At 57.9% G+C, this 25811-nt stretch carries 19 protein-coding genes; 11 read left to right on the top strand and 8 right to left on the bottom strand.

Annotated elements, in window-relative coordinates:
* Window positions 1–60: 60 nt before the first annotated feature.
* Together EGY12_RS15575 and rlmKL are read right to left on the bottom strand one after the other, a co-directional pair.
* Complete coding sequence (locus EGY12_RS15575) at window positions 61–1965, bottom strand: ABC transporter ATP-binding protein (RefSeq protein ID WP_123894524.1); 1905 nt, start codon at window positions 1963–1965, stop codon at window positions 61–63.
* Between the two features lie 5 nt (window positions 1966–1970).
* Window positions 1971–4097: a bifunctional 23S rRNA (guanine(2069)-N(7))-methyltransferase RlmK/23S rRNA (guanine(2445)-N(2))-methyltransferase RlmL gene (gene rlmKL / locus EGY12_RS15570; protein WP_123894523.1), complete on the bottom strand. Its 2127-nt coding sequence runs from the start codon at window positions 4095–4097 to the stop codon at window positions 1971–1973.
* Between the two features lie 103 nt (window positions 4098–4200).
* On the opposite strand from rlmKL, the gene EGY12_RS15565 reads away from it, so the two are divergent.
* Window positions 4201–5304: a YcbX family protein gene (locus tag EGY12_RS15565; RefSeq protein WP_038874255.1), complete on the top strand. Its 1104-nt coding sequence runs from the start codon at window positions 4201–4203 to the stop codon at window positions 5302–5304.
* A gap of 6 nt (window positions 5305–5310) precedes the next feature.
* Here the strand turns inward: EGY12_RS15565 and EGY12_RS15560 are convergent, their stop codons facing one another.
* Both EGY12_RS15560 and pyrD read right to left on the bottom strand, forming a co-directional pair.
* Entirely contained in the window at window positions 5311–5859 is a 549-nt protein-coding gene (locus EGY12_RS15560; RefSeq protein WP_004928171.1) for a cell division protein ZapC, read from the bottom strand.
* Between the two features lie 176 nt (window positions 5860–6035).
* Window positions 6036–7046, bottom strand: coding sequence for a quinone-dependent dihydroorotate dehydrogenase (gene pyrD, locus EGY12_RS15555; RefSeq protein ID WP_123894522.1), 1011 nt, complete (start codon window positions 7044–7046; stop codon window positions 6036–6038).
* 258 nt (window positions 7047–7304) lie between these two features.
* Between pyrD and ssuE the strand changes: the two genes are divergently transcribed.
* From ssuE to ssuB, 5 genes are read left to right on the top strand one after another with little or no spacing between them, the layout of a single operon-like run.
* Window positions 7305–7883, top strand: coding sequence for an NADPH-dependent FMN reductase (gene ssuE / locus EGY12_RS15550; protein WP_123894521.1), 579 nt, complete (start codon window positions 7305–7307; stop codon window positions 7881–7883).
* Between the two features lie 24 nt (window positions 7884–7907).
* Window positions 7908–8873: a sulfonate ABC transporter substrate-binding protein gene (locus EGY12_RS15545; protein WP_123894520.1), complete on the top strand. Its 966-nt coding sequence runs from the start codon at window positions 7908–7910 to the stop codon at window positions 8871–8873.
* A 20-nt stretch (window positions 8874–8893) separates the two neighbouring features.
* Window positions 8894–10042, top strand: a complete 1149-nt coding sequence (ssuD, locus tag EGY12_RS15540) for an FMNH2-dependent alkanesulfonate monooxygenase (RefSeq protein WP_123894519.1) — start codon at window positions 8894–8896, stop codon at window positions 10040–10042.
* Between the two features lie 11 nt (window positions 10043–10053).
* Window positions 10054–10848 (top strand): aliphatic sulfonate ABC transporter permease SsuC, encoded by a 795-nt coding sequence (gene ssuC / locus EGY12_RS15535; protein WP_123894518.1) that lies wholly within the window; start codon window positions 10054–10056, stop codon window positions 10846–10848.
* Entirely contained in the window at window positions 10845–11618 is a 774-nt protein-coding gene (ssuB, locus tag EGY12_RS15530) for an aliphatic sulfonates ABC transporter ATP-binding protein (protein ID WP_123894517.1), read from the top strand. The genes ssuC and ssuB overlap by 4 nt, the downstream gene beginning before the upstream one ends.
* Before the next feature lie 56 nt (window positions 11619–11674).
* Here ssuB and pepN read toward each other — a convergent pair whose 3' ends face one another.
* Window positions 11675–14293: an aminopeptidase N gene (gene pepN / locus EGY12_RS15525; RefSeq protein ID WP_123894516.1), complete on the bottom strand. Its 2619-nt coding sequence runs from the start codon at window positions 14291–14293 to the stop codon at window positions 11675–11677.
* A gap of 335 nt (window positions 14294–14628) precedes the next feature.
* Here pepN and EGY12_RS15520 point away from each other — a divergent pair, with 335 nt between their 5' ends.
* From EGY12_RS15520 to EGY12_RS15500, 5 genes are all read left to right on the top strand, one after another.
* Complete coding sequence (locus EGY12_RS15520; RefSeq protein ID WP_123894515.1) at window positions 14629–16329, top strand: GGDEF domain-containing protein; 1701 nt, start codon at window positions 14629–14631, stop codon at window positions 16327–16329.
* Window positions 16330–16584: 255 nt separating this feature from the next.
* Complete coding sequence (gene pncB / locus EGY12_RS15515; RefSeq protein WP_123894514.1) at window positions 16585–17790, top strand: nicotinate phosphoribosyltransferase; 1206 nt, start codon at window positions 16585–16587, stop codon at window positions 17788–17790.
* Between the two features lie 213 nt (window positions 17791–18003).
* Entirely contained in the window at window positions 18004–19404 is a 1401-nt protein-coding gene (gene asnS / locus EGY12_RS15510) for an asparagine--tRNA ligase (RefSeq protein ID WP_033642576.1), read from the top strand.
* Window positions 19405–19705: 301 nt separating this feature from the next.
* On the top strand, window positions 19706–20848 hold the full coding sequence (gene ompC / locus EGY12_RS15505; protein ID WP_305792266.1) for a porin OmpC: 1143 nt from the start codon (window positions 19706–19708) through the stop codon (window positions 20846–20848).
* Between the two features lie 244 nt (window positions 20849–21092).
* On the top strand, window positions 21093–22283 hold the full coding sequence (locus EGY12_RS15500) for an amino acid aminotransferase (RefSeq protein WP_033642574.1): 1191 nt from the start codon (window positions 21093–21095) through the stop codon (window positions 22281–22283).
* 232 nt (window positions 22284–22515) lie between these two features.
* On the opposite strand, the gene EGY12_RS15490 is transcribed toward EGY12_RS15500, so the two are convergent.
* From EGY12_RS15490 to ldtD, 3 genes are all read right to left on the bottom strand, one after another.
* Complete coding sequence (locus EGY12_RS15490) at window positions 22516–23163, bottom strand: MBL fold metallo-hydrolase (RefSeq protein ID WP_049200421.1); 648 nt, start codon at window positions 23161–23163, stop codon at window positions 22516–22518.
* A gap of 64 nt (window positions 23164–23227) precedes the next feature.
* Complete coding sequence (locus tag EGY12_RS15485) at window positions 23228–23776, bottom strand: YcbK family protein (RefSeq protein WP_025302289.1); 549 nt, start codon at window positions 23774–23776, stop codon at window positions 23228–23230.
* Window positions 23777–23933: 157 nt separating this feature from the next.
* Window positions 23934–25766 (bottom strand): L,D-transpeptidase, encoded by a 1833-nt coding sequence (gene ldtD / locus EGY12_RS15480; RefSeq protein WP_123894512.1) that lies wholly within the window; start codon window positions 25764–25766, stop codon window positions 23934–23936.
* Window positions 25767–25811 lie beyond the last annotated feature (45 nt).

Raw genomic sequence — 25811 nt, 5'->3', positions numbered from 1 at the left:
AACGTCGCTCACCGGCACGTCGATACCGCCCGCAGCAGCGCGCGGGCAGTATCGCAACGGTCAGCCGTTTTTCATCGCTTCCAGCTCTTCCCAACGGGCGAAGGCCTGCTCGAGCGCCTGCTCGGCGTTTGCCAATGCCGTCAGCACTTCTTGCGTTTCGCTGTGCGGCCGCGTGAAGAAGTCGGCATCGCTCATCTGCGCCTGTAGCGCTTCGATTTCCGCCTCCAGCTGTTCGAGCCGCTGCGGCAACTGTTCCAGTTCGCGCAGCAGGTTGTAACTCAGCTTGGCCGCCGTTTTCTTCGGCTGCTCGGCCTTTTTCTCCACCGCCGGTTTGCTCGCGCTCGGCGCCGCCTGACGAATCGGTTTCGCCGTGGCGCGCTGATGATGCGCATCGTAGTAACCGCCGACGAAGGCGTTGATCACGCCGTTGCCTTCAAAGATCCAGCACTCGGTCACCGAGTTGTCGACGAACTGGCGATCGTGGCTGACCAGCAGCACGGTGCCCTGATAACCGTCGATCAGCTCTTCCAGCAGCTCCAGCGTTTCGACGTCGAGATCGTTGGTTGGTTCATCGAGGATCAGCAGATTGCTCGGTTTCAAAAACAGCTTAGCCAACAGCAGACGGTTACGCTCACCGCCCGAGAGTGCCTTCACCGGCGTCATGGCGCGTTTCGGGTGGAACAGGAAGTCCTGCAGGTAGCCCAGCACATGACGAGGACGGCCGTTGACCATCACTTCCTGCTTGCCTTCCGCCAGGTTATCCATCACCGTGCGTTCCGGATCGAGATCGGCGCGGTGCTGGTCGAAATAAGCCACTTCCAGCTTGGTACCGCAATGCACGCGGCCGCTGTCGGCTTTGAGCTGACCGAGCATCAGTTTCAGCAGCGTGGTTTTGCCGCAGCCGTTCGGGCCCACCAGCGCAATCTTGTCGCCGCGCTGTACCTGGGCGGAGAAACCGCGCACCAACACTTTTTCACCAACCTGATAATTGACGTCTTCCAGCTCGAACACGATTTTGCCGGAACGGGTCGCCTCTTCCACCTGCATTTTGGCTGTGCCCATCACTTCGCGGCGCTGTGAACGCTCGACGCGCAGCGCCTTCAGCGCGCGCACGCGGCCCTCGTTTCGGGTTCGGCGCGCCTTGATGCCCTGACGGATCCAGACCTCTTCCTGCGCCAGCTTGCGATCGAACTCAGCGTTTTGCAGCTCTTCTACCCGCAGCGCTTCTTCTTTGCTCTGCAGATACAGATCGTAGTTGCCCGGCCAGGAAACCAGTTTGCCGCGATCCAGATCGACGATGCGCGTCGCCATATTGCGGATAAACGAACGGTCGTGCGAGATGAATACGATACTGCCGTCAAACTCTTTCAGGAAGCCTTCCAGCCAGTCGATGGTTTCGATATCCAGGTGGTTGGTCGGTTCGTCGAGCAGCAGCACGCGCGGCGAGCTCACCAGCGCGCGGCCCAGCGCCGCTTTACGCAGCCAGCCGCCGGACAGCGAGGAAAGCTCGGCGTCGCCGTTCAGCCCCAGCTGCAGCAGCACTTCGCTGATGCGGCTGTCGAGCTGCCACAGCCCCTGGTGATCGAGGATCTCCATGATTTGCGCCATGCGCGCCAAGTTTTTCTCGCTCGGATCGCTCTCCACCAAGTGGGAAATCGCATGATACGCCTTCAGGTGTTCCGCCTGCTCCGCGACGCCTTCGGCCACGAAGTCGAACACGCTACCGCCGATATTGCGCGGCGGATCCTGTTGCAGGCGCGCCACGATCAGATCCTGTTCGTAGATCACCCGGCCGTCGTCCAGCGGGATCTCTTTGCCGAGGATCTTCAGCAGCGTGGACTTACCGGCGCCGTTGCGCCCAACCAGACACACGCGTTCGTTGTCTTCGATATGAATTTCGGTGTTGTCTAAAAGCGGCGCATCGCTGAAAGAGAGCCAAGCGCCGGACATGCTGATTAACGACATAGTAATTATTTTCCTTCGCCGGCGTGAGTCACCAGCCAGCAGTTGTGGATCTGACGGTTACGGGCAAAGTCCTGCGACAGCGTCTTGGCGGTGATCTCTTTCGCCTCCAGGCCCAACGCGCTCAGCCCTGCCATATCCATTTGGAAACCGCGCTTGTTGTTCGAGAACATGATGGTCCCGTTGCGGCGCAGCAACCGTTTCAAATCTTTCATCAGCGCCAGATGATCGCGCTGCACGTCAAAAGTGTTCTCCATCCGCTTGGAGTTGGAGAACGTCGGCGGATCGATGAAGATCACGTCGAACTGTTCGTTGGCGTTGCTCAACCACGACAGGCAGTCGGCCTGGATCAGCCGATGCTGACGGCCGGTCAGGCCGTTGGCGCGCAGGTTCTTCTCCGCCCATTCCAGATAGGTACGCGACATATCCACCGTGGTGGTACTGCGCGCACCGCCCAACCCGGCGTGCACGCTGGCGGTGCCGGTGTAAGCAAACAGATTGAGGAAGTCCTTGCCGCTGCTCATCTCGCCCAGCATACGGCGCGCGATACGGTGATCGAGGAACAAGCCGGTATCGAGATAGTCGGTCAGGTTGACCCACAGCTTGGCGTTATACTCTTCTACCAGCAGGAATTCGCCTTTCTGCGCCAGCTTCTCGTACTGGTTCTTGCCCTTCTGCCGCTCGCGGGTTTTCAGGATCAGCTGATTCGACGGCAATTCCAGCACCGCCAGGGTCGCGTTGATCACATCGAACAGGCGCTGACGCGCTTTTTGCGCATCGACGGTTTTCGGCGGCGCATACTCCTGCACCACTACCTTGCTGCCGTAGCGGTCCACCGCGACGTTGTATTCTGGCAGATCGGCATCGTACAGGCGGTAGCATTCAATGCCCTGCTGTTTCGCCCACTTGTCGAGTTTCTTCAAGTTCTTGCGCAGACGGTTGGCGAAATCTTCCGCCACCTGCACGCCGCCGGTAGTGGCGCCGGCCGGGTTCGCCGCCAGCTGATAGTTTTTCTGCACGCACTCCAGCGGGCCGTTTTTCGCCTTGAACTGGCGCTCGGCGCGCAGCTGCAGGCAGCTCAACAGCTCCGGCGAGGCGCTGAACAGCGAAAGCTGCCAGCCGCCGAAGGCGCTTTTCATCACGCGGCCCAGCATGTTGTGCAGCGCGATCAGCGCCGGTTCGCTTTCCAGACGCTCACCGTACGGCGGGTTGCTGATCACGGTGCCGTGCGGGCCTTCCGGCAGCGGATTGGTCAGGCGCGCCACGTCGCCAACGTTAAAGGTGATCAACTCGGCGACGCCGGCGCGGCGGGCGTTGCCGCGCGCCATTTCAATCACTCGACGATCGATATCGGAGCCGAAGAAGCGAGAGGTGGTTTCCTGCAGGCCGCGGCGCGCGCGCACCTGCGCTTCGGTGGTGACTTCACGCCACAGTTCGGCGTTGTGGCCGTTCCAGGCGCTGAAGCCCCAGTGTTGGCGGTGCAGGCCCGGCGCGCGATCGGCGGCGATCATTGCCGCTTCGATCAGCAAGGTGCCGGAGCCGCACATCGGATCGAGCATCGGCGTGCCCGGCTGCCAGCCGGAACGCAGCACGATGGCGGCCGCCAGGTTTTCCTTCAGCGGCGCCTGGCCGGTGAGATCGCGGTAACCGCGCTGATGCAGGCCTTCGCCGCTCAGATCGAGGGCCACGCTGGCCATATCGCGTTGCAGGAAGACGTTAACGCGAATATCCGGCTGCTGCTTGGCGACCGTCGGGCGTTGGTCGAGTTTGCGGGTAAAGCTGTCGACGATGGCGTCTTTCACCTTCAGCGCGCCATACTGGCTGTTGCGGATCTCTTCGTTCACGCCGCTGAAATGCACGGCAAAGGTTTTATCCACGCCAAAAATGCTCGGCCAATCGATCGCCTGCACCCCGAGGTACAGATCCAGATCGCTGTGCACACGGAATTCGTTCAACGGCAACAGAATGCGCGAAGCCAGGCGGCTCCACAGCAGGCTTTGGTACAGAAGACGATCGTCACCCTGAAAATGTACCCCACCCTGCACCACTTTGCAGTCGTGAGCGCCAAGCGCTTCCAGCTCGCTTTTTAACAGTTCTTCCAATCCACGCGCCGTGCTGGCAAACAGAGAGTTCATATCGTGCTTATCACCAAAAAGAAAATTGTTGCGCATTATAGCTAATCCGCACCGCTTGTCATAAAGTTGCTCCCTTCTATTTAAGAATCGCACGGAGATAAGGGTGATCACGCTTTCCAGACTCTACGTCCATCCGGTTAAATCACTGCGTGGCTTGCAGCTTTCTTACGCCCAGGTCGGCAGCAGCGGTCTGGCCTTCGACCGCAACTTTATGATCACCGAGCCGGATGGCACCTTTATCACCGCGCGCCAATACCCGCAGATGGTGCTATTCACACCGGCGTTACTGCCTGACGGGCTATTCCTGACGGCGCCGGACGGCGAAAGCGCCGCCATTCGCTTCAGCGACTTCGCCGCCGCACCGCAGCCGACCGAAGTTTGGGGCAACCATTTCACCGCATTGATCGCACCGGATGAGATCAACCGTTGGCTGAGCGGCTATTTCCAGCGAGACGTGCAGCTGCGCTGGCTGGGGCCGGAGTTGACCCGCCGAGTGAAGAAACACCCCGAAATCCCGCTGACGTTTGCCGACGGCTATCCTTATCTGCTGATTAACCAGGCTTCGTTCAACGATCTGCAGCAGCGCTGTCCCGGCAGCATCAAGCTGGAACAGTTCCGCCCCAATCTGGTAGTGAGCGGCGCAACCGCCTGGGCCGAGGACGGCTGGCAGGTAATCCGCGTCGGCGACGTGATGTTCGATTTGGTGAAGCCCTGCAGCCGCTGCGTGCTCACCACCGTCAGCACCGAGCGTGGCCGCAAGCACCCGAGCGGCGAACCGCTAAGCACGCTGCAGAAATTTCGCTCCGCCGACAACGGCGACATCGATTTCGGCCAGAATATGATCGCACGCAACAGCGGCATCATCCGCGTGGGCGATACGGTGGAAGTGCTGTCGACCAAGCCGCCGCGCCCTTATGGCGCCGGTAAAGTGGTGGAGAGCGTACAAGCGCCGCAGGACAGCGAGCACAGCGTCACCATCGAATATGAGGGGAAAGTGTTTACCGGCAACAACCAGCAGATCTTGCTCGAGCAGTTGGAACAGCAAGGCATCCGCGTACCTTACTCCTGCCGTGCCGGGATTTGCGGCAGCTGCCGCATTACATTGTTGAGCGGTGAAGTCGCGCCCCTGAAGAAAAGCGCACTGGGCGACAACGGCACCATCCTGTGCTGCAGCTGCATCCCGAAAAGTGATTTGACCCTGGCGTAATCCGCCTTATACCGCCCTGTCGTAAGCCGGGGCGGCGCTTTCATCCTGCGCGCAGGGTTTCAGCCGATCGTGCATTACCTTGATGGCGTCACCCAATACCATAGTACGGCCAGCGACCGTCAGCTGATTTTGCGCCAGCAGGCACAGACTGGCATTATCCCCGGCTTCCACCACCAGCAAGCGCGCTTCCGCACCGCTTTCCATCACTTTCACCGCCGCCAACTCACCGTTTTTCGGCTGCAATGGGTAGTGCTGCTGCGAGAAATGCCAGCTCTTCGGCATCAGCGGTTTCAGGAAGCGATAGGCAACCAGCGCATTCAACACCAGCTCGGCGCGCTGCTCATGGCTGAGCTTGACCTGTTTGCACTGTTCTTCATAGGTGAAATAAAGGGCGGCGTCGTCCACGCAAAAAGCGCATTCATCGAAGGCGTCCGGCGTTAACATTTTGGCCGGGAAACGTGAACGAAAGATCATACCATTAGCTAAATCCAGCATTAGCCGATCGTGTTCGGCATCAAAATACCAACGCCAATTATCGTCAGGTTTTATCTTCATTTCGTATCCTTCTCGCTGCCTATGCCAACGCCGCACTCACCCTAAAAGGCGATTTTATCATCGATAAAGTTGCTTAAACATCGGATAATTCCGCGAACGATATTTATGCTAACGAACAAAATATAGACGAGCCGGGGGCAGAAATAAACCCCCGGAATAAAATGAGAGGAAAAATATTAGATATGGGTAACGATATCTTTAATCAAACGCGGGCCGTGATAGATAAATCCAGAATAAATTTGCAGCAGGCTCGCGCCGGCCTCCATTTTTTCTCGCGCCGCCGTCAGCGAATCGATGCCGCCCACGCCGATAATCGGCAGGCGCCCTTGCAGTTCAGTGGAGAGACGACGGATCACTTCGGTGCTGCGTGATTGCAGCGGACGCCCGCTCAACCCGCCCGCTTGCTCGCAGTAATTCAACCCCTGGATCAATTTTCGATCCAACGTGGTATTGGTGGCAATCACCCCATCGATATTATGCCGCACCAGGCTATCGGCAATTTGGATCAATTCTTCTTCAGAAAGATCCGGCGCGATCTTTACCGCCACCGGCACATATTTGTGATGGCGCGCATGTAATTCCTGCTGCTTATTTTTAATCGCGGCCAAAAGATCGTCCAGCGCTTCGCCATACTGTAAGGATCGTAACCCCGGCGTATTCGGTGAAGAGATGTTAATCGCGATATAACCGGCATACGGATAAACTTTATCCATGCAGATCAAATAATCGTCTTTGCCCTGTTCGACCGGCGTGTCTTTATTCTTGCCGATATTGATCCCAAGAATGCCACCGAAATGAGATTTCTTAACGTTTTCAATTAGATTGTCCACGCCATGGTTATTGAACCCCATGCGGTTGATCAGGCCTTCCGCCTCAACCACGCGGAACAAGCGCGGCTTGTCGTTGCCTGGCTGCGGGCGCGGCGTCACGGTGCCGACTTCCACATGGCCGAAGCCCATCGCGCCGAACGCATCGATGCACTCGCCGTTTTTATCCAGACCGGCGGCCAATCCCAGCGGGTTTTTAAACGACAGCCCCATGCAGCTGACCGGTTTGGTCGGCACGGACTGACGAACAAGAAACGCTAATGGGGTGCCGGTAATACGGCTGAGCTGACGAAAGGTCACTTCGTGCGCGCGCTCGGGATCGAGCTGGAACAACGCTTTCCTGATGAGGGGGTAGTACATGGACTCTCCTGATTTCCCGGTTGCAAACCGGGGGCGTATTATCCGGTATCCCCCGCCCAATTGGAATTGATTAAAGGCAAAAAAAGCCGTTTTTACGCAATCGTTTTCTCTCTTCGCCGCCAAATCGGCGCCAATCCGCTTTTGCGCATATCCAAATCAAAAAATGAGATTTAAAAAACGCGCCCGGTTGCTGGTAGGTTTAAAACACTTCCTACTGATTTTTTAATTAAACCTAACTTTTAGTTATAAGGAGTGGCAATGCGCGTTATATCACTGGCCGGCAGCCCACGCATCCCATCTCGTTCCGCAGCGCTACTCGCACTGAGTCAGAGCTGGCTGCGGCAACAAGGAGTGGAAGTGACGGCTTATACCCTGCACGACTTCGACGCTGAAGATCTGCTGTACGCCAACTTCAACAGCCCGGCGATTAAAGCGTTTGCCGACCAACTTGCGCAGGCGGACGGCCTGCTGATTTCCACGCCGGTTTATAAAGCGTCGTTCTCGGGCGCGCTGAAGACCTTGCTGGATCTGCTACCGGAACGCGCTCTGGATCATAAGGTGGTGCTGCCGCTGGCAACCGGCGGTTCGATCGGTCACATGTTGGCCGTGGACTATGCGCTAAAACCGGTGCTGGCGGCGCTGAAAGCACAGGAGGTGCTGCACGGCGTGTTCGCCGACGACAGCCAGATCCAACTGACCGGCGAAGGCGCTACGCTCACCGATGCCGTCGCCACCCGGCTGGAAGAGGCGCTGGATAGTTTCTATCTGGCGCTTGGCCGCCGCAAACCGCCCGCGCTGCGCGTCACCACACCGCTGACGGCCCATCAAACTGCCTGAAACGCCTGGAAAAGGAGAGCCTGAATGAAAACACGCATCGCTTTACGGCGCTGGCTGAGCGCCGCTACCCTCACCGGCCTGCTATCGCTGGTCTGGGCCAACGCCGCCGCTGCGCAGGATCCGGCGCAGTTCCGTATCGGCTACCAAAAAGGGTCGGTCAGCCTGGTGCTGGCGAAGAGCCACCGGCTGCTGGAGGAACGTTTCCCCGCCACCCGCATCAGCTGGATCGAGTTTCCCGCCGGCCCGCAAATGCTGGAGGCCTTGAACGTCGGCAGCATCGATCTGGGCAGCACCGGCGATATTCCGCCGATCTTCGCGCAGGCCGCCGGCGCTGACCTGCTGTATGTCGGCGTTGAACCGCCCAAACCGAAGGCAGAGGTAATCCTGGTGCCGGAAAACAGTCCGATCAAAACCATCGCCGATCTGAAAGGCCATAAGGTCGCCTTCCAGAAAGGATCCAGCTCACACAATCTGCTGCTGCGATCGCTGCAAAAGGCCGGCCTGAAATTTACGGATATCCAGCCCGCCTATCTGACCCCCGCCGATGCGCGCGCCGCCTTCCAGCAGGGCAACGTCGACGCCTGGGCCATCTGGGATCCTTATTATTCCGCCGCGCTGCTGCAGGGCGGCGTACGGGTGCTCGGCGACGGCACCGATCTGAACCAGACCGGTTCCTTCTATCTGGCGGCGCGCCCCTATGTTGAAGCCAACGGCGCCTTTATTAGCCAGGTCTTGACGGTGCTGACCCAGGCCGATGCGCTCACTCGCAGCGACCGGGCGCAAAGCGTGACCCTGCTGGCCAACGCCATGGGGCTGCCTGAACCGGTGATCGCCAGCTATCTGGATCACCGCCCGCCAACCGCCATCACGCCGCTCGATGCGCATACGATCGCCGCGCAGCAGCAAACCGCCGACCTGTTTTACGCCAACCGGCTGGTGCCGGTGAAGGTCGACATCTCGCAACGCATCTGGCGCCCAAGCGCGCAATAAACAATGGGAGAACATTGACGATGAGCCTGAACGTTTTCTGGTTTTTACCCACCCACGGCGACGGCCACTATCTTGGTAGCGCACAAGGAGCGCGCAGCGTCGATCACGGTTATTTGCAGCAGATCGCCCAGGCGGCGGACCGGCTGGGATTCGGCGGGGTGTTGATCCCTACCGGCCGTTCGTGCGAAGACTCTTGGCTGGTGGCCGCCTCGCTAATCCCGGTCACCCAGCGGCTGAAATTCTTGGTCGCGCTGCGGCCGGGCATCATCTCCCCTACGCTGGCGGCGCGCCAGGCGGCGACGCTGGATCGCCTGTCCAACGGGCGCGCGCTGTTCAATCTGGTCACCGGCGGCGATCCGGAAGAACTGGCGGCCGAGGGGCTGCACCTTAGCCATGAAGAACGCTACGAAGCCTCAACCGAGTTCACCCACATCTGGCGCCGGGTGCTGGAAGGCGAAACCGTCGATTTCGACGGCAAGCATATTCAGGTAAAAGGCGCCAAACTGCTGTTCCCGCCGGTGCAGCAGCCGCGCCCACCGCTCTATTTCGGCGGATCCTCCGCCGCCGCGCAGGATCTGGCCGCCGAACAGGTAGAAATGTATCTCACCTGGGGAGAGCCGCCGGCGCAGGTTAAAGAGAAGATCGACGAGGTGCGCGCCAAAGCGGCGGCGAAAGGCCGCCAGGTACGCTTCGGTATCCGCCTGCATGTCATCGTGCGGGAAACCACCGAAGAGGCCTGGCACGCCGCCGACCGGCTGATCGCGCACCTCGATGAGGAAACCATCGCCAACGCACAGCAGGCTTTTGCGCGCTTCGACTCCGTCGGCCAACGGCGCATGGCGGCGCTGCACGGCGGCAAAAAGGATAACCTGGAGATCAGCCCGAACCTGTGGGCCGGCATCGGCCTGGTGCGCGGCGGCGCCGGCACCGCGCTGGTGGGCGACGGCCCGACGGTCGCGGCGCGCATGCAGGAATATGCCGATTTGGGCATCGACACCTTTATTCTTTCCGGCTACCCGCATCTGGAAGAGGCCTACCGCGTCGGCGAACTGCTGTTTCCGCACCTCGACCTGGCGCGGGAGGAAACGCCCGCGCGGCTTCAGCCGGTGCGGCCGCAGGGCGAAGTGGTGGCCAACATTTATGTTCCGCAAAAAGTGTCGCAGAGCTGAGGAGCGCCCCGATGGCAAAGAACGCGCAACGCATCCTGTATCGACTGGCTCCCTGGGCGCTGCCGCTGGCGCTGGTGATCCTCTGGCAGATCGCCGTCGAAACCGGCTGGCTGTCCAATCGCATTTTACCGGCGCCGAGCGCGGTGCTGGCCGCCTTCTGGAGCCTGAGCCAAAGCGGCGAACTGTGGCAACATCTGAGCATCAGCAGCCAGCGCGCGTTGATCGGCTTTGGCATCGGCGGCAGCATCGGACTGATCCTCGGTTTTATTACCGGGCTGTCACGCTGGGGCGAACGCCTGCTGGACAGCTCGGTGCAAATGATCCGCAACGTGCCGCATCTGGCGCTGATCCCGCTGGTGATCCTGTGGTTCGGCATCGATGAATCCGCCAAGATCTTTCTGGTGGCGCTCGGCACGCTGTTCCCGATTTATCTCAATACCTATCACGGCATCAAAAATATCGATCGTGGCCTGTTGGAGATGGCCCGCAGCTACGGCCTGAGCGGTTTCCGCCTGTTTACACAAGTGGTGCTGCCGGGCGCGCTGCCGTCGATAATGGTCGGCGTGCGTTTCGCTCTCGGCTTCATGTGGCTGACGCTGATCGTCGCCGAAACCATTTCGGCCAATTCGGGCATCGGCTACCTGGCGATGAACGCGCGCGAATTCCTGCAAACCGACGTGGTGGTGGTGGCGATCGTGCTGTACGCCCTGCTCGGCAAGCTGGCGGACGTGGGCGCGCAGTTGCTGGAGCGCGCCTGGTTGCGCTGGCATCCGGCCTATCAACTGAAACAGGGAGAAGCGCTATGACCCTTCCCGCTCGCCTTGCGCAAGGCACGCCGGTGACGCTGGAGTCCATCAGCAAAGGTTACGGCAACCGCACGGTGCTGGACAATATCCAGCTGCGTATTTCCGCCGGGCAATTCGTGGCGGTGGTCGGCCGCAGCGGCTGCGGCAAGAGCACTCTGCTGCGCCTGTTGGCCGGCCTGGAGCAGGCCAGCAGCGGCGCGCTGCTCAGCGGCAACGCGCCGCTTGCCGCCGCTAAAGAAGATACCCGACTGATGTTCCAGGATGCACGCCTGTTGCCGTGGAAAACGGTGATCGACAACGTGGGCCTGGGGCTACGCGGCCAGTGGCGCGAGGCGGCACTGCAGGCGCTGGACGCGGTCGGTTTGGCGGATCGCGCCCGCGACTGGCCGGCAGCGCTGTCCGGCGGGCAAAAGCAACGGGTCGCCCTGGCGCGCGCGCTGATCCATCGCCCTCGCCTGCTGCTTCTGGACGAACCGCTCGGGGCACTGGATGCCCTGACGCGTATCGAGATGCAGGGGCTGATAGAAACGCTGTGGCAACAGCACGGTTTTACCGTACTGCTGGTCACGCATGACGTCAGCGAAGCCATCGCGCTGGCGGATCGGGTGATCCTGATTGAAGAGGGGCGCATCGGGCTGGATCTCACCCTCGATCTGCCGCGGCCGCGCCGCAAAGGCTCGGCCCGGCTGGCAGAGCTGGAGGCCGAAGTGCTGGAACGGGTGTTATCGCCGCCGGTTGCCGCAGCTAGCCCGCGCCAGGCGGCGAATTGAACGGATAAAAAAAGGGACGGCAAAAGCCGTCCCTTGATCTATTCAACGTGAAAAAATCAGGCGTCGAGCGCCTTGCTGATCTTCTCGTACAGATCGCCGGACAGGTTTTCCAACCCTTTCAGCTGTTCCAGCGCCTTGCGCATCAACGCCTGGCGGCCCGCGTCGTAACGCTTCAGGCGAATCAGCGGTTCAATCAGGCGCGCGGCGATCTGCGGGTTGCGCTGGTTGAGATCGCTGAGGATCTCCGCCAGGAACTGATAGCCGCTGCCGTCCGCGGCATGGAACGCCGCCGGGTTGCCGGAAGCGAAGCCGCCGATCAGCGAACGGGTACGGTTCGGGTTGCTCAGGCTGAACGAACGGTGCTGCAACAGCGCACGCACCTTGCTCAGCACGTCCGCCGCCGGGCTGCTGCCCTGCAGCACGAACCATTTGTCCATCACCAGGCCATCCTGATGCCAGCGCTCGTCGAACGCTGCCAGCAGCGCATCGCGGCACGGCAGCTGGGCCGCGACCGCGGCAGACAGCGCCGCCAGCGAGTCGGTCATATTGTCCGCCTGGCGATACTGTTCACTCACCAGCTGGTCCGCCAGCGCCACATCTTCGCCGAACGCCAGATAACCCAGGCACACATTGCGCAAGGCGCGCTTGGCGATCTCGGCGTGCTCCACGCGGTAGCCGTCGGTCTTGTTGGCGTGATACACCGCCAGCCACTCATCGGCCAACTCCCGCGCCAGGCAGCGAACGATCGCTTCGTGCACCGCGGCTATCGCTTCCGGATCGATGGTGGCGAACAGCTCGGCGATTTCATTCTCCGACGGCAGCGTCAGGATCTGCGCCGCCAGCGCCGGATCCAGCTTCTCGTCCAGCAGCACCGCGCGGAACGCATCGGCCACGTGCAGCGGCAGCGACAGCGGCTGTTTCTGCTGGTGCCGCGCCACGTTCAGCTTGATATAGGTCGCCAGCAGACTCTGTGCCGCATCCCAACGCGTAAATTCATTGCGCGCGTGCTGCATCAGGAAGGTCAGCTGCTGGTCGCTGTACGGATAGTCCAGCTTCACCGGCGCGGAGAATTCGCGCAGCAGCGACGGCACCGGCTTGTGCGCCACGCCGTCAAATACGAAGGTCTGCTCCGCTTCGGTGACATTCAGCACGTTGTTGACCGGCAGACCGCCCTTTTGCAGCGCGATGACGTTGCCTTCACTGTCGTACAGTTCGATATCCAGCGGAATATGCAGCGGCAACTTCTCGGGTTGATCGGCGGTCGGCGCGGTTTTCTGGCTGACATGCAGGCGATACTGCTGGGTTTGTGCGTCGTATTCGTCGCGCACCGTCAACAGCGGCGTGCCAGACTGGCTATACCAACGGCGGAAGCGCGACAGATCGACATTGGACGCATCCTCCATCGCCTGCACAAAATCGTCGCAGGTGGCGGCGCTGCCGTCGTGGCGTTCGAAATAGAGCTGCATCCCTTTCTGGAAGTTCGCTTCCCCAAGCAAGGTGTGCATCATGCGGATCACTTCGGAACCCTTTTCATACACCGTGAGGGTGTAGAAGTTGTTCATCTCGATCACTTTATCCGGGCGGATGGCGTGCGCCATCGGGCTGGCATCTTCGGCGAACTGCGCGCCGCGCATCACGCGCACGTTATCGATGCGGTTGACCGAACGCGATCCCAGATCGGAACTGAACTCCTGATCGCGGAATACCGTCAGCCCCTCTTTCAAGCTGAGCTGGAACCAGTCGCGGCAGGTTACGCGGTTACCGGTCCAGTTGTGGAAATATTCGTGGCCGATCACCGCTTCGATGTTCAGGTAGTCCTTGTCGGTGGCGGTTTCCGCCTTCGCCAGCACATATTTGGAGTTAAAGATATTTAACCCTTTGTTCTCCATCGCGCCCATATTGAAGAAATCGACCGCCACAATCATATAAATGTCGAGATCGTATTCCAGGCCGAAGCGGGTCTCGTCCCACTTCATCGAGTTCTTTAGCGATGTCATCGCCCAGTCGGCGCGATCCAGGTTACCGCGATCGACGAACAGTTCCAGCGCGACCTTACGGCCGGAGCGGGTGGTGAAGCTGTCGCGCAGCACGTCGAAGTCCCCCGCCACCAGCGCAAACAGGTAGCAAGGTTTCGGGAACGGATCCTGCCATTGCACCCAGTGGCGGCCATCGGCCAGTTCGCCCTGGCCGATTCGGTTACCGTTCGACAGCAGGAACGGATAGCGCGCCTTGTCAGCCACGATGCGGGTGGTAAAGCGCGCCAGCACGTCCGGGCGGTCCTGATAATAGGTAATGTGGTGGAAGCCTTCGGCTTCGCATTGCGTGCACAGCGCATCGCCGGACAGATACAGCCCTTCCAGCGCGGTGTTTTTCGCCGGGTGAATGTCGTTGACGATGGTAAGAGTGAATTGTGCCGGCAACTCTTCGATGACCAGCTGGTTATCCTGCTGACGATAGGCGCTCCACGGTTGCCCGTCGACCTGAATGCTCACCAGCGTCAGATCTTCGCCATCCAGCACCAGCGGTGTACCGGCCGCGCCCTGACGTTTGATTTTACTGACGGCGGTCACACGCGTGGTTTCCGCGTCCAAACTGAAGTCCAAATCGATATCGGTCGTGGTGTAATCAGGCGCGCGATAATCGTGGCGATATTTTGCCTGTGGCTGTTGTGTCATAAAAACCCTTAAACGTCTCAGTGAGTTATAGGTGCAGGCCGCTCTTCTCCTCCGCGCCGCAACCGTTGAATTTCCCTGCGGCGCGCGGCGGACCTGATTGTGAATAAACTGTATCACAGCTGGCCAAAAAGCCCAGAGCCGCCGGGCGACCACGAGAGAGAAATCAGAGACAAATCATAAATCGCACGCCAGACGACAGCGCGGGTGACCAATGGCTAAATAGAAATCAGCATTTAATGCTAAAAAACCGCCATCCCGGCGCACCGGCATAGTTGAGGCGGCACAGGCGGCATAGTGGTATAATTGCCGAATCAGGCCCAGGGATGACTCGCACTATGAAAATCAAATACGCAATCTATTTTTTTACCCTGTGCCTGATGACCTCCTTCTCGCTGTTCATCGTCGAGGAGCTGCTCGAAGCCCATACCGACTACCGCGATAACCAGCTCAACCTGTACAAGATTGACCGCGCCAAAGAGATCTCCGAGGCTTTTCAGGCTTCACTGCAGGCTCACCGCCTCAAACGTTTAAGCCTGATCGACCCGCAAATCACCCGCGCGCAATATTTGACCGCCGATCGGGCAGCGCGCGAGAAAATCACCCAGATCCGGGAACATCTGAATGATGCGGTCGCCAGGCAGCTTGGGGTGCGGCAAAAAATTGCCGCGCTGTCGATGATCGGCCTGATGGAACAGCTGTTGGATAACGACAACCTGCAGCTTTCGCAGTTCAACAACGCCAACGCCAATCTGTTCAACATCAACAGCGCCTATTACATCTCGCAAACCAGCAAGAGCTATTACCGCTACACCTACGATACCCGGATGGTAGATACCGATTCCTTTATGTTTCTCGAGGCCATCCGTCTCAACAACCGGCTGAATATGTCACTGACGGAATTAAGCGACCAGATTATTGACGTCAACGTCAGCCCGCTCGCTCGCAAAGACGCCTATCTGAAGTCCATCCAGCTAACTGGCGTACTGAACGCGCTGAGCACCCGACTGATCTTCATGAAGATCAACTACGACGACGTGCAAACTACCGATATCGTCAATCAGTTGCTCACCCTGGTGTCCGCCGAGCGCCTCAAACAAATTACCGATGGGCTGTACACCGCCATCAATACCCAAAAGCCGTATCCCGCAGCGCTTATCTCGCGCTATGTCGATGAGCTGAGCGGGCTTTCGCAAACGCTGTATCAACGCAGCTTCGAGCTGGAAACCGTCGCCTCGCGTCACAAGATTTACGACAGCCAGACCACCATTTACGGCATGATCGCGCTAGCCGGCCTGGTGGTGTTGCTGTTCATTTTACCGGCGCTGGTGTTCTGCACCAATATCAACCGCTGGCTGACCAAAACCCACAACAATATCGTGCGGCTGTCGCGCGGCGAGATGAACATCGATCGCAACGACGCCTTCTACAGCCGGGAACTTATCGCCATCAGCGATGCCATTCAGCAGCTCCGGCAATATCAGTTGGACAAGATCTCGCTGGAGAGTGAGAAGCAGCTGCTGATTAAAGAGCTCGAGGCTTCCTCCTTCCTCGATCCGCTCACCAATATTTATAATCGCCGTAAATTCTTCCTCGAATGCCAACTGCTGGGCGACGGCAGCTATCCGCAGGCCTTTTGCCTGATCGATATCGACAATTTCAAACAGCTCAACGACAGCTACGGTCACGACGTGGGTGACCAGGCGCTGGTAGCCTTCGGCCACCTGTTGCAACGCGCATTCCGGGCCAGCGACATTTTCTGTCGCTACGGCGGCGAAGAGTTCGCGGTGCTGCTGGGCAACTGTTCGTTGGACAACGCGCGGGACATCATGGAGCAATTGCGCAGCCGCACTCACCGCCTGACGCTAAATCTGGCCGACGGACGGCAAGTGCGTTTCACCACCAGCTGCGGCATTGCGCCGGTCAAGGCGTTCACCGCGCTGCAAGCGGCGATCAAACAGGCAGATGAAGCGCTCTATTTTTGCAAAAAGAACGGCAAGGATCGGGTCAGCGTACACACTCAGGTCGGGTTTATCTGATTCGCTGTTTAAAATAATTAACATTATAATTTTTATGACTAATTAGGCTAAGTCATTCACCTTACAGGCATATCTGGCTTTTTTTCCTTCCCGCAGCCGCCAGGCCGCCATAAAGGCACGTTTAATCCTCGACCCGCTTTGGTGATTTATGGTGTGATGCAGCTTCAATAACAGGATAATCCGGGTATACTCCACCCCCAATTTTATGATTATCCGGATTTGGACACGCGCCTGACGAGGATGCTGTAACGCGCTATGACTCAATACGCTTCCCCGATTTTGACATCACTGCTTGATACCGATGCTTATAAGCTTCATATGCAGCAAGCAGTGTTCCATCGCTATCCCGCGATCAGCGTGGCGGCGGAATTCCGCTGCCGCGGCGACGAACTGCTGGGCGAATATGCCGACGAGATCCGCGCACAGGTGGCGCTGATGAGCCGGCTGGCACTGACCGACGCCGAATTCGCTTATCTCTCGGGCCTGCCCTTCTTCCGTCAGGATTATCTGAACTGGCTGCGGACGTTCCGTTACGATCCGCAGCAGGTGATCGTCGAGAACCGCGACGGCAAGCTGCATATCCGCATCGCCGGACCGTGGCGCGACGTGATCATGTGGGAGGTCCCGCTGCTGGCGGTGATCAGCGAAGTGGTGCATCGCCGCCGCTCTGCGCAGGTGACGCCGGAACAGGCGGTGACACATCTGCAGACCAAGCTGGCACAGTTCAAGACGCTGGCGGGCGATCTGGATCTTTCGCGCTTCAAGCTGATGGACTTCGGCACCCGCCGCCGTTTTTCTCAGGGCGTGCAGCAGGCCATCGTCAGCACTTTGCAAGCCGAGTTCCCGTACCTGTCGGGCACCAGCAATTACGATCTGGCGCACCAGCTCGGCCTGGCACCGGTAGGTACCCAAGCGCATGAGTGGTTCCAGGCACACCAGCAAATAAGCCCGGTACTGGCCAACAGCCAGCGCGCCGCATTGCAAGCCTGGTTGGATGAATACCCGGATCAACTCGGCATCGCGCTCACTGACTGTATCACCATGGATGCCTTCCTGCGCGACTTTGGCCCGCAATTCGCCGAGCGTTATCAGGGGTTGCGCCACGATTCCGGCGATCCCGTCGAGTGGGGTGAGAAAGCCATTGCCCACTATCAGACGTTGGGCATAGATCCAATGAGCAAAACGCTGGTGTTCTCGGACAACCTGGATCTGGAAAAAGCGCTGGCGCTTTATCGCCACTTTTACCAACGCATCAACCTCAGCTTCGGCATCGGCACGCGCCTGACCTGCGATATTCCAGGCGTCAAGCCGCTGAATATCGTGATCAAACTGGTCGAGTGCAAAGGCAAACCGGTAGCCAAGCTCTCCGACAGCCCCGGCAAAACCATCTGCCAGGATCAGGCATTTGTCAGGGCCTTGCGCAAAGCCTTCGACCTGCCGCTGGTGAAGAAAGCCAGCTGATCCTTCTTTATATATAAAGAAAGCCGGCCCGGTTCACGCGCCGGCTTTTTTGTTTTTATCCCGAACGCCCTCTTTTCAGCCAGCCGCGATAAATGTTGCGCCAATCCGATGATTTCTGCTTGTGCTCTGCACCGCGGCAAGTAACATAGCCATTACCCCCATATTCTTGGGTTGTAAGCTATTTCTAAACCAAATTATTAAAGAGAGAAATCTATGAGCGTAGTGCCTGTAGTCGACGTACTGCAAGGTCGTGCTGCGGTTGACAGTGAAGTCACCGTACGCGGCTGGGTACGTACCCGGAGAGATTCAAAAGCTGGTATCTCCTTCCTGGCCGTCTATGACGGTTCCTGCTTTGATCCGTTACAGGCCGTCGTTAATAATTCTCTGCCGAATTATCAGGATGAAGTGCTGCACCTGACGACCGGTTGCTCGGTTGAAGTTACCGGCAAGGTCGTCGCTTCACCGGGCGAAGGCCAGAGCTTCGAACTGCAGGCCACCGCGATCAAAGTGGTCGGCTGGGTCGACGATCCGGACACTTACCCGATGGCGGCCAAACGCCACAGCATCGAATACCTGCGTGAAGTGGCCCACCTGCGCCCGCGCACCAATCTGATCGGCGCCGTGGCGCGCGTGCGTCATACTCTGGCGCAAGCGATCCACCGCTTCTTCCATGAAAATGGCTATTTCTGGGTGTCCACCCCGCTGATCACCGCCTCCGATACCGAAGGCGCCGGCGAGATGTTCCGCGTATCCACGCTGGATCTGGAAAACCTGCCGCGCACCGACAAGGGCACCGTCGACTTCAGCGAAGACTTCTTCGGTAAGGAAGCCTTCCTCACCGTTTCCGGCCAGCTGAACGGCGAAACCTACGCCTGCGCGCTGTCCAAGGTTTACACCTTCGGCCCAACCTTCCGCGCTGAAAACTCCAACACCAGCCGCCACTTGGCCGAGTTCTGGATGATCGAACCGGAAGTGGCCTTCGCTACGCTGGACGACGTTGCCGGCCTGGCTGAAAGCATGCTGAAGTATGTGTTCCAGGCGGTGCTGGATGAACGCGCCGATGACCTGAAATTCTTCGCCGAGCGCGTAGATAAAGATGCTATCGCACGTCTGGAGCGTTTCGTCTCTTCCGATTTCGCTCAGGTGGACTACACCGACGCCATCGAGATCCTGCTGGCCTCGGGCCAAACCTTCGAAAACCCGGTTTCCTGGGGTATCGATCTCTCTTCCGAACATGAACGTTACCTGGCTGAGAAACACTTCCAGGCGCCGGTGGTGGTGAAAAACTACCCGAAAGACATCAAAGCGTTCTATATGCGCATGAACGAAGACGGCAAAACCGTCGCGGCCATGGACGTGCTGGCGCCGGGCATCGGCGAAATCATCGGCGGCTCGCAGCGTGAAGAACGCCTCGACGTGCTCGATCAACGTCTGGAAGAGATGGGCCTGAATAAAGAAGACTATTGGTGGTATCGCGACCTGCGCCGCTACGGCACCGTGCCGCATTCCGGTTTCGGCCTGGGCTTTGAACGTTTAATCGCCTATGTCACCGGCGTGCAAAACGTGCGCGATGTGATTCCATTCCCTCGCACGCCACGTAACGCAAGCTTCTAATTTATACGATCAACCGTTTTTTAAACGATTTCGTTACAAAACAAAGGCCAGCATCGCTGGCCTTTCGCATTTTTTAATATTGACGCACATCACAAAGTTCCCGAAAAATTACATTTAGTTACACATACTTTCCTTTTGCAACCTGATTGGGACATTGGTATCATTTTCGTCCTAGATTAACCCGCCTGTGAATGGAACACTGCGTTCAGACACAGGACGACACCAATCTATCAACAATAGTTCCCAAAGAATTATTGGCGGCAGTGGCAAAGGTGTCCGAATAACACCAATGAGGGTAATAATGATGAAGCGCAACATTCTTGCAGTGGTAATCCCGGCTCTGTTGGCTGCTGGTGCAGCAAACGCAGCTGAAATCTACAACAAAGACGGCAACAAGCTGGATCTGTACGGCAAAGTTGACGGTCTGCACTACTTCTCCAAAGACAAAGGTAATGATGGCGATCAGACCTATGTTCGTTTTGGCTTCAAAGGTGAAACCCAGATTACTGACCAACTGACCGGTTACGGCCAGTGGGAATACAACGTTCAGTCCAACCACTCCGAGTCTCAGGGCACCGAAGGCACCAAAACCCGTCTGGGCTTCGCCGGTCTGAAATTTGCTGACTACGGTTCCTTCGACTACGGCCGTAACTACGGCGTACTGTACGACGTGGAAGGCTGGACCGACATGCTGCCAGAGTTCGGTGGCGATACTTACACCAATTCCGACAACTTCATGACCGGCCGTACCAACGGCGTTGCGACCTATCGTAACAACAACTTCTTCGGTCTGGTTGACGGTCTGAACTTCGCTCTGCAATACCAGGGCAAAAATCAGAACGACGGTCGTGACATTAAGAAACAGAACGGCGACGGCTGGGGTATCTCCTCTACTTATGACATCGGCGAAGGCATCAGCTTCGGTGCAGCATACGCATCTTCTAACCGTACCGATGCCCAGAAAAACAAATCCAACGAGCGTGGCGACAAGGCTGATGCATGGACCGTGGGCGCGAAATACGACGCCAACAACGTTTACCTGGCGGCCATGTACGCAGAAACCCGCAACATGACTCCTTACGGCGGCAACAACTCGCTGAAAGATGGCACCACCTCTTGTGCTGACACTCAGAACAACAGCTGCGGCGGTTTCGCCAGCAAAACTCAGAACTTCGAAGTGACCGCTCAGTACCAGTTCGACTTCGGTCTGCGCCCAGAAGTGTCTTACCTGCAGTCTAAAGGTAAGAACATGAACGTCCCAGGCGCGGGTTCTGACCAAGATCTGGTTAAATATGTTTCTGTTGGTACCACTTACTACTTCAACAAAAACATGTCCACCTACGTTGATTACAAAATCAACCTGCTGGATGACAACGCGTTCACCAAAGCAGCCGGCATCGCTACTGACGATATCGTAGCCGTTGGTCTGGTATACCAGTTCTAAGTTGTCTCGCTTAACGGCGGTTCACCGTCGGCTAAGTTAAAAAACAGGGCTTCGGCCCTGTTTTTATTTGTGTCAGCCGGTAACTTTTTATCCTGCCAATTTCCCCTTCCCCATCATTTTTTCTGTCTAACACACCCCCTTCACAAGATCGCGGTGTTTTTGTCGCAAACGGTTGGCAAAGCCGATAACTGGCGCTACCCTGATGCTTCTGTCTGCTTAACACCGAGATTTGGAAGCACCTGACATGTTTGAAAAAATCACTGCCGCACCCGCCGACCCGATCCTGGGCCTGACCGATATTTTCCGCGCCGACGCCCGCCCGAACAAAATCAATTTAGGGATTGGCGTTTATAAAGACGAAACCGGTAAAACCCCGGTGCTGACCAGCGTAAAAAAAGCTGAGCAGTATCTGCTGGAAAATGAGACCACCAAAAACTATCTCGGTATTGAGGGCATCCCAGCGTTCGCCAGCTGCACGCAAGAGCTGTTGTTCGGCAAAGAGAGTCCGATCGTCGCCGATCGTCGCGCGCGCACCGCACAGACGCCAGGCGGCACCGGCGGCCTGCGCGTGGCGGCAGACTTTATCGCTAACCAGACCAGCGCCAAACGCATCTGGATCAGCAACCCAAGCTGGCCGAACCACAAGAACGTCTTTAGCGCCGTAGGCCTGGAAGTGCTGGAATACGCCTACTACGACGCCGCCAACCACGCGTTGGATTTCGACGGCCTGCTGAACAGCCTGAAACAGGCGCAGGCCGGCGATGTGGTGCTGTTCCACGGCTGCTGCCATAACCCGACCGGTATCGATCCAACGCCGGAGCAGTGGGCGCAGCTGGCCGAACTTTCCGTCGCCAACGGCTGGCTGCCGCTGTTCGACTTCGCTTATCAGGGCTTCGCCAATGGACTGGAAGAGGATGCGCAGGGCCTGCGTATTTTCGCCGCCAAACATAAAGAGCTGATCGTCGCCAGTTCCTACTCGAAAAACTTCGGTCTGTACAATGAGCGCGTCGGCGCTTGCACCATTGTGGCTGCCGATGCCGAAACCGCCGATCGCGCCTTCAGCCAGGTGAAAGCGGCGATTCGCGCCAACTATTCCAACCCGCCGTCACACGGTGCCGCCGTGGTCGCTACCATTCTGGGCAACGACGCGCTGCGCGCGATGTGGGAGCAGGAACTGACCGACATGCGCCAGCGTATTCACCGCATGCGTCAACTGTTTGTGAACACCCTGCAGGAGAAAGGCGCGCAGCAGGACTTCAGCTTCATCATCCAGCAGAACGGCATGTTCTCGTTCAGCGGCCTGACCAAAGAACAGGTGCTGCGTCTGCGCGAAGAGTTCGGCGTCTACGCCGTGAACTCGGGCCGTGTGAACGTGGCCGGCATGACGCCGGACAACATGGCGCCGCTGTGTGAAGCCATCGTCGCCGTGCTCTAAAAGCATCGACGCAGGTCATAAAAAGGGGCGCTAATGCGCCCCTTCAAACTGTTGGCAAAGGAGGAAAAAACGTGGTTTTTCCTCCTTTGTTGTTATCAGCCGAAAATCAATAAATTGATTTTCCTTATTTTTTATAAGTTGCCTTCTGTAGGCTTGGCAACACCATCAGTTTTGTTAATTACCTCAAGGAGCGCTAATGCGCCCCTTGATTATTTCTGCCAGGAAATAATCGTTACCACACCGCCGGCTCTTCGCGCAGGAATGGATTGGTCTGCCGCTCGTGGCCGAAGGTCGACATCGGGCCGTGGCCTGGAATAAAACGCATATCGTCACCTAACGGCAGCAACTTGGTGCGAATAGATGCAATCAGCGCCTGATGGTCACCGCGCGGGAAGTCGCTGCGCCCCACGCCGCCGTTAAACAGCACGTCGCCCACCAGCGCCAAACGCGCCTGCTCATTGATAAAGACGATGTGGCCCGGCGTATGCCCTGGACAGTGCAGCACCTTGAGCGTCATCTCGCCCACCTGCATCTCATCGCCTTCCGACAGCCAGCGGGTCGGCGTCAGCGGCGCGCACTCTTCCAACCCAAACATCCGGCTCTGCGCCGGCAAGCCGTCCAGCCAAAACGCGTCTTCTTTATCCGGGCCATAGATTGGCACCTGATAATGGTCAGCCAGCTCTGCTGCCGCACCGACGTGATCCAAATGGCCGTGAGTCAGCAAGATCTGGGTGATCGTCACCCCCAGCCGCGCGACTTCCGCTTTGATTTTTTCCGCTTCACCGCCGGGATCGACCAACGCCGCCTGCTGCGTGTTTTCACACCAGATCAGGCTGCAGTTCTGGCTAAAGGCGGTAACGGGAATAAGATGGTATTTCATAAGGCTCCAACGACAATAACGCCGCATCTGCAAGGAGCGGCGTTATTCACTGATGGCACAGCGATTACCAGGTCCGAACCGGGCCGGTATCGATATGTACGAAGTTGCTACGTGGGTAATATCCTACACCACCGGCGCGCATTTTTAACGCCGCTTTACGGATATTACTCAATTGGATACCTTCGATATGGAAATCCATCGCCTGGCCTTTGGTGTGGTAGCTGTGCTTGGCCACACCGCGGCTATGCGCACGCAGTTCGTTGTTGGTGTCTACGGAACGGTATCCGGAGATCAGCTGCACCGGCTTGCTGGTGCCCAGCAGCCCCTGCAGACGATAGAGATGATCAAACAAGCGGGGATCGATCGATTTAACCTTGTTGGCGCGATAATCGCGGAACAAATGATTGAGTCTTACCAACTCTTCTTTATTGTAACCTTTGCCGTCAAAGAATTCGGCTTTAATAGATTCACCGGTATTCAGGTTGTTCAGCACTAAAATACGCGGTCGAGCGGTGGAAAGACTGGCAAATGCCTGCCCTGGAAGCAGCGCTATGCCCATAGCAGCGCCACCTAGCGCCAGCCATTTACGGCGGTGATGATCAATTTTGTCCATGACTCTGTTAAACCCGGCAAGAATGTCAAAATAAATGCACAAAGCAGCGCACTGTCCGAACCATAACCGCCTGCGTATGCTGAGTCAACCCGCGATACGCCTAGGTTTACAGGCCCCCGGCTACGGGAGCCTGCGGTATAGCCAAACATTCTGACCGTTATTTATTTATAATTACTGCATTTACTGCATTAATTTTTTGGCCTGAGCACAAAATTTGTGCGCCCGATCGCACCGTATTATCATAATTGTAAATATCTGTACGGAATTGCGGTTGGCCGTCATCCGAAACCCAGGCAGTCAGATAATACAGTTTTACGGGAATACGCTGGCGAATATTCACATAAGTGGTATTCCCTTCTTTCAGGGTGGAAGACACTCGGCTATTGTTCCAGCCGGCGTCCTGCAGCAGCATATTCGCCAAATCGGAAGCTTTGTTCACCCGAACGCAGCCGGAGCTGAGTGCGCGAATGTCTTTCTGGAACAGGCTGTGGTTTGGGGTATCGTGCAGATAGATCGCATCCGAACTCGGCATATTGAACTTGAAGCGCCCCAGCGAGTTGGTGGCACCCGGCGCCTGACGCACGCGATACGGGAAATTGCGCGCAGAAACCATGCTCCAATCAATCATCGCCGGGTTGATCACCTCCGCATCGTTGCTCCAGCCCGACAACACCGTGTAGCCATGTTTCTGGAAATAGTTACCGTCGCGCATCGCCTTCGGCACGATATCCTCACGCACCAGGGTGGTCGGCACGTTCCACGGCGGGTTGACCACCACGTTGTTCAACGCGCTGCTCATCAGCGGCGTCTTACGGCTCGGCCGCCCAACGATAACGCGAGAAGACAGCACTTCATTGCCGTTCTGATAGTAGGTCAGCGAGTAGTTGGGAATGTTCACCATAATGCCGGTGCCGACATGCCCCGGTAAAATTCGCAGACGTTGGATATTCAACGCCAACAGCGCTGCGCGGGTTTTCGGTGACACATTCAGCCACTCGCGGGTGCGCACGCCAATCACGCCGTCCGCCGTCAGCCCCTGCCATTTCTGGAAGCGCTTGACGCCCTCCACCAGCTCATTGGTATAGAGATTGTCGCTCACCACGCTGCCAACCTGCGGCGGCGTCTGTTCCGCAGTCAACTCCGTCACCGGCGCCGCCGATGGGCTGACCGTCACGCGGCTTTTCTCTTCGTCTACCGTCAATCCGCCGTCGTCGGGCTCATTACTCTTCGCCGAGACCACCGCCGGTTCCGGCTCCGCTTCCGGCGCAGAGGCAGCCAGCATGCCGGTGCGCGTCAGGATCTCACGCAGCGCCGGGATATCGTTGCTCATTTGGCCTGGGCGCAGGCTCGGGCCACTGCCCACCTGCGGCCAGGGACGATTGTCCGCCAGCATGTCGCGCAGCGCCTGATGCATCTTGGCGTATTGCGGATGCTGCGGCGCGAGTGAATTCACATAGCTCAGGGTACGCGCCTGGCGCACCGCCAGTTGCCATTGGTTGATCACCGCAGTGGGCGGCAAGCCAAGCTTGTAGGGAATATTGCTGTACAGCCAGTTGTTGCCGTTGGCGCCGATGGCGGATACGAACTGCAAGTAGCCCAGCATCGCATCGGACAGCACCGCATCGCGGCCCGCTTCACTGAGCGCCGGATCGGTCAACATTTTCACCCATTGGGTAAACTGCGGCTGAACGCCGGACATCGCCAGTTCGGCCAGCTGCTGCTGAAACTGCTGAACGGCCTCGCGATCCTGCCACATTGGCTGCATGTGATTCGCCGCATACAGCGGTGCCAGCGTGGAAAGATAGTGCAAATCCATGCCACGCGGCAACGCGGCAAGCAGCTCAGAACGGCTCTGCGCAACGGACATGCCTGCTGATGCCACCGGCAACCCCGTTACGGTGGCCGATGCGGAAAACGACGACACAAGACTACAGGCGATAGCGCCACTCAGCGCCAAACGTCGTAGAGAGCTTCCCTTTTTAAGCAACATCCCTTGCCCCCTGTATGCTCACAAAAAAAACGTCAAAAACTGCAT

This window comes from Serratia sp. FDAARGOS_506, assembly GCF_003812745.1.
Lineage (GTDB): Bacteria > Pseudomonadota > Gammaproteobacteria > Enterobacterales > Enterobacteriaceae > Serratia.
Note: the sequence above shows the minus strand (reverse complement) of the source record. Positions and strands in the feature narration are given on the sequence as shown.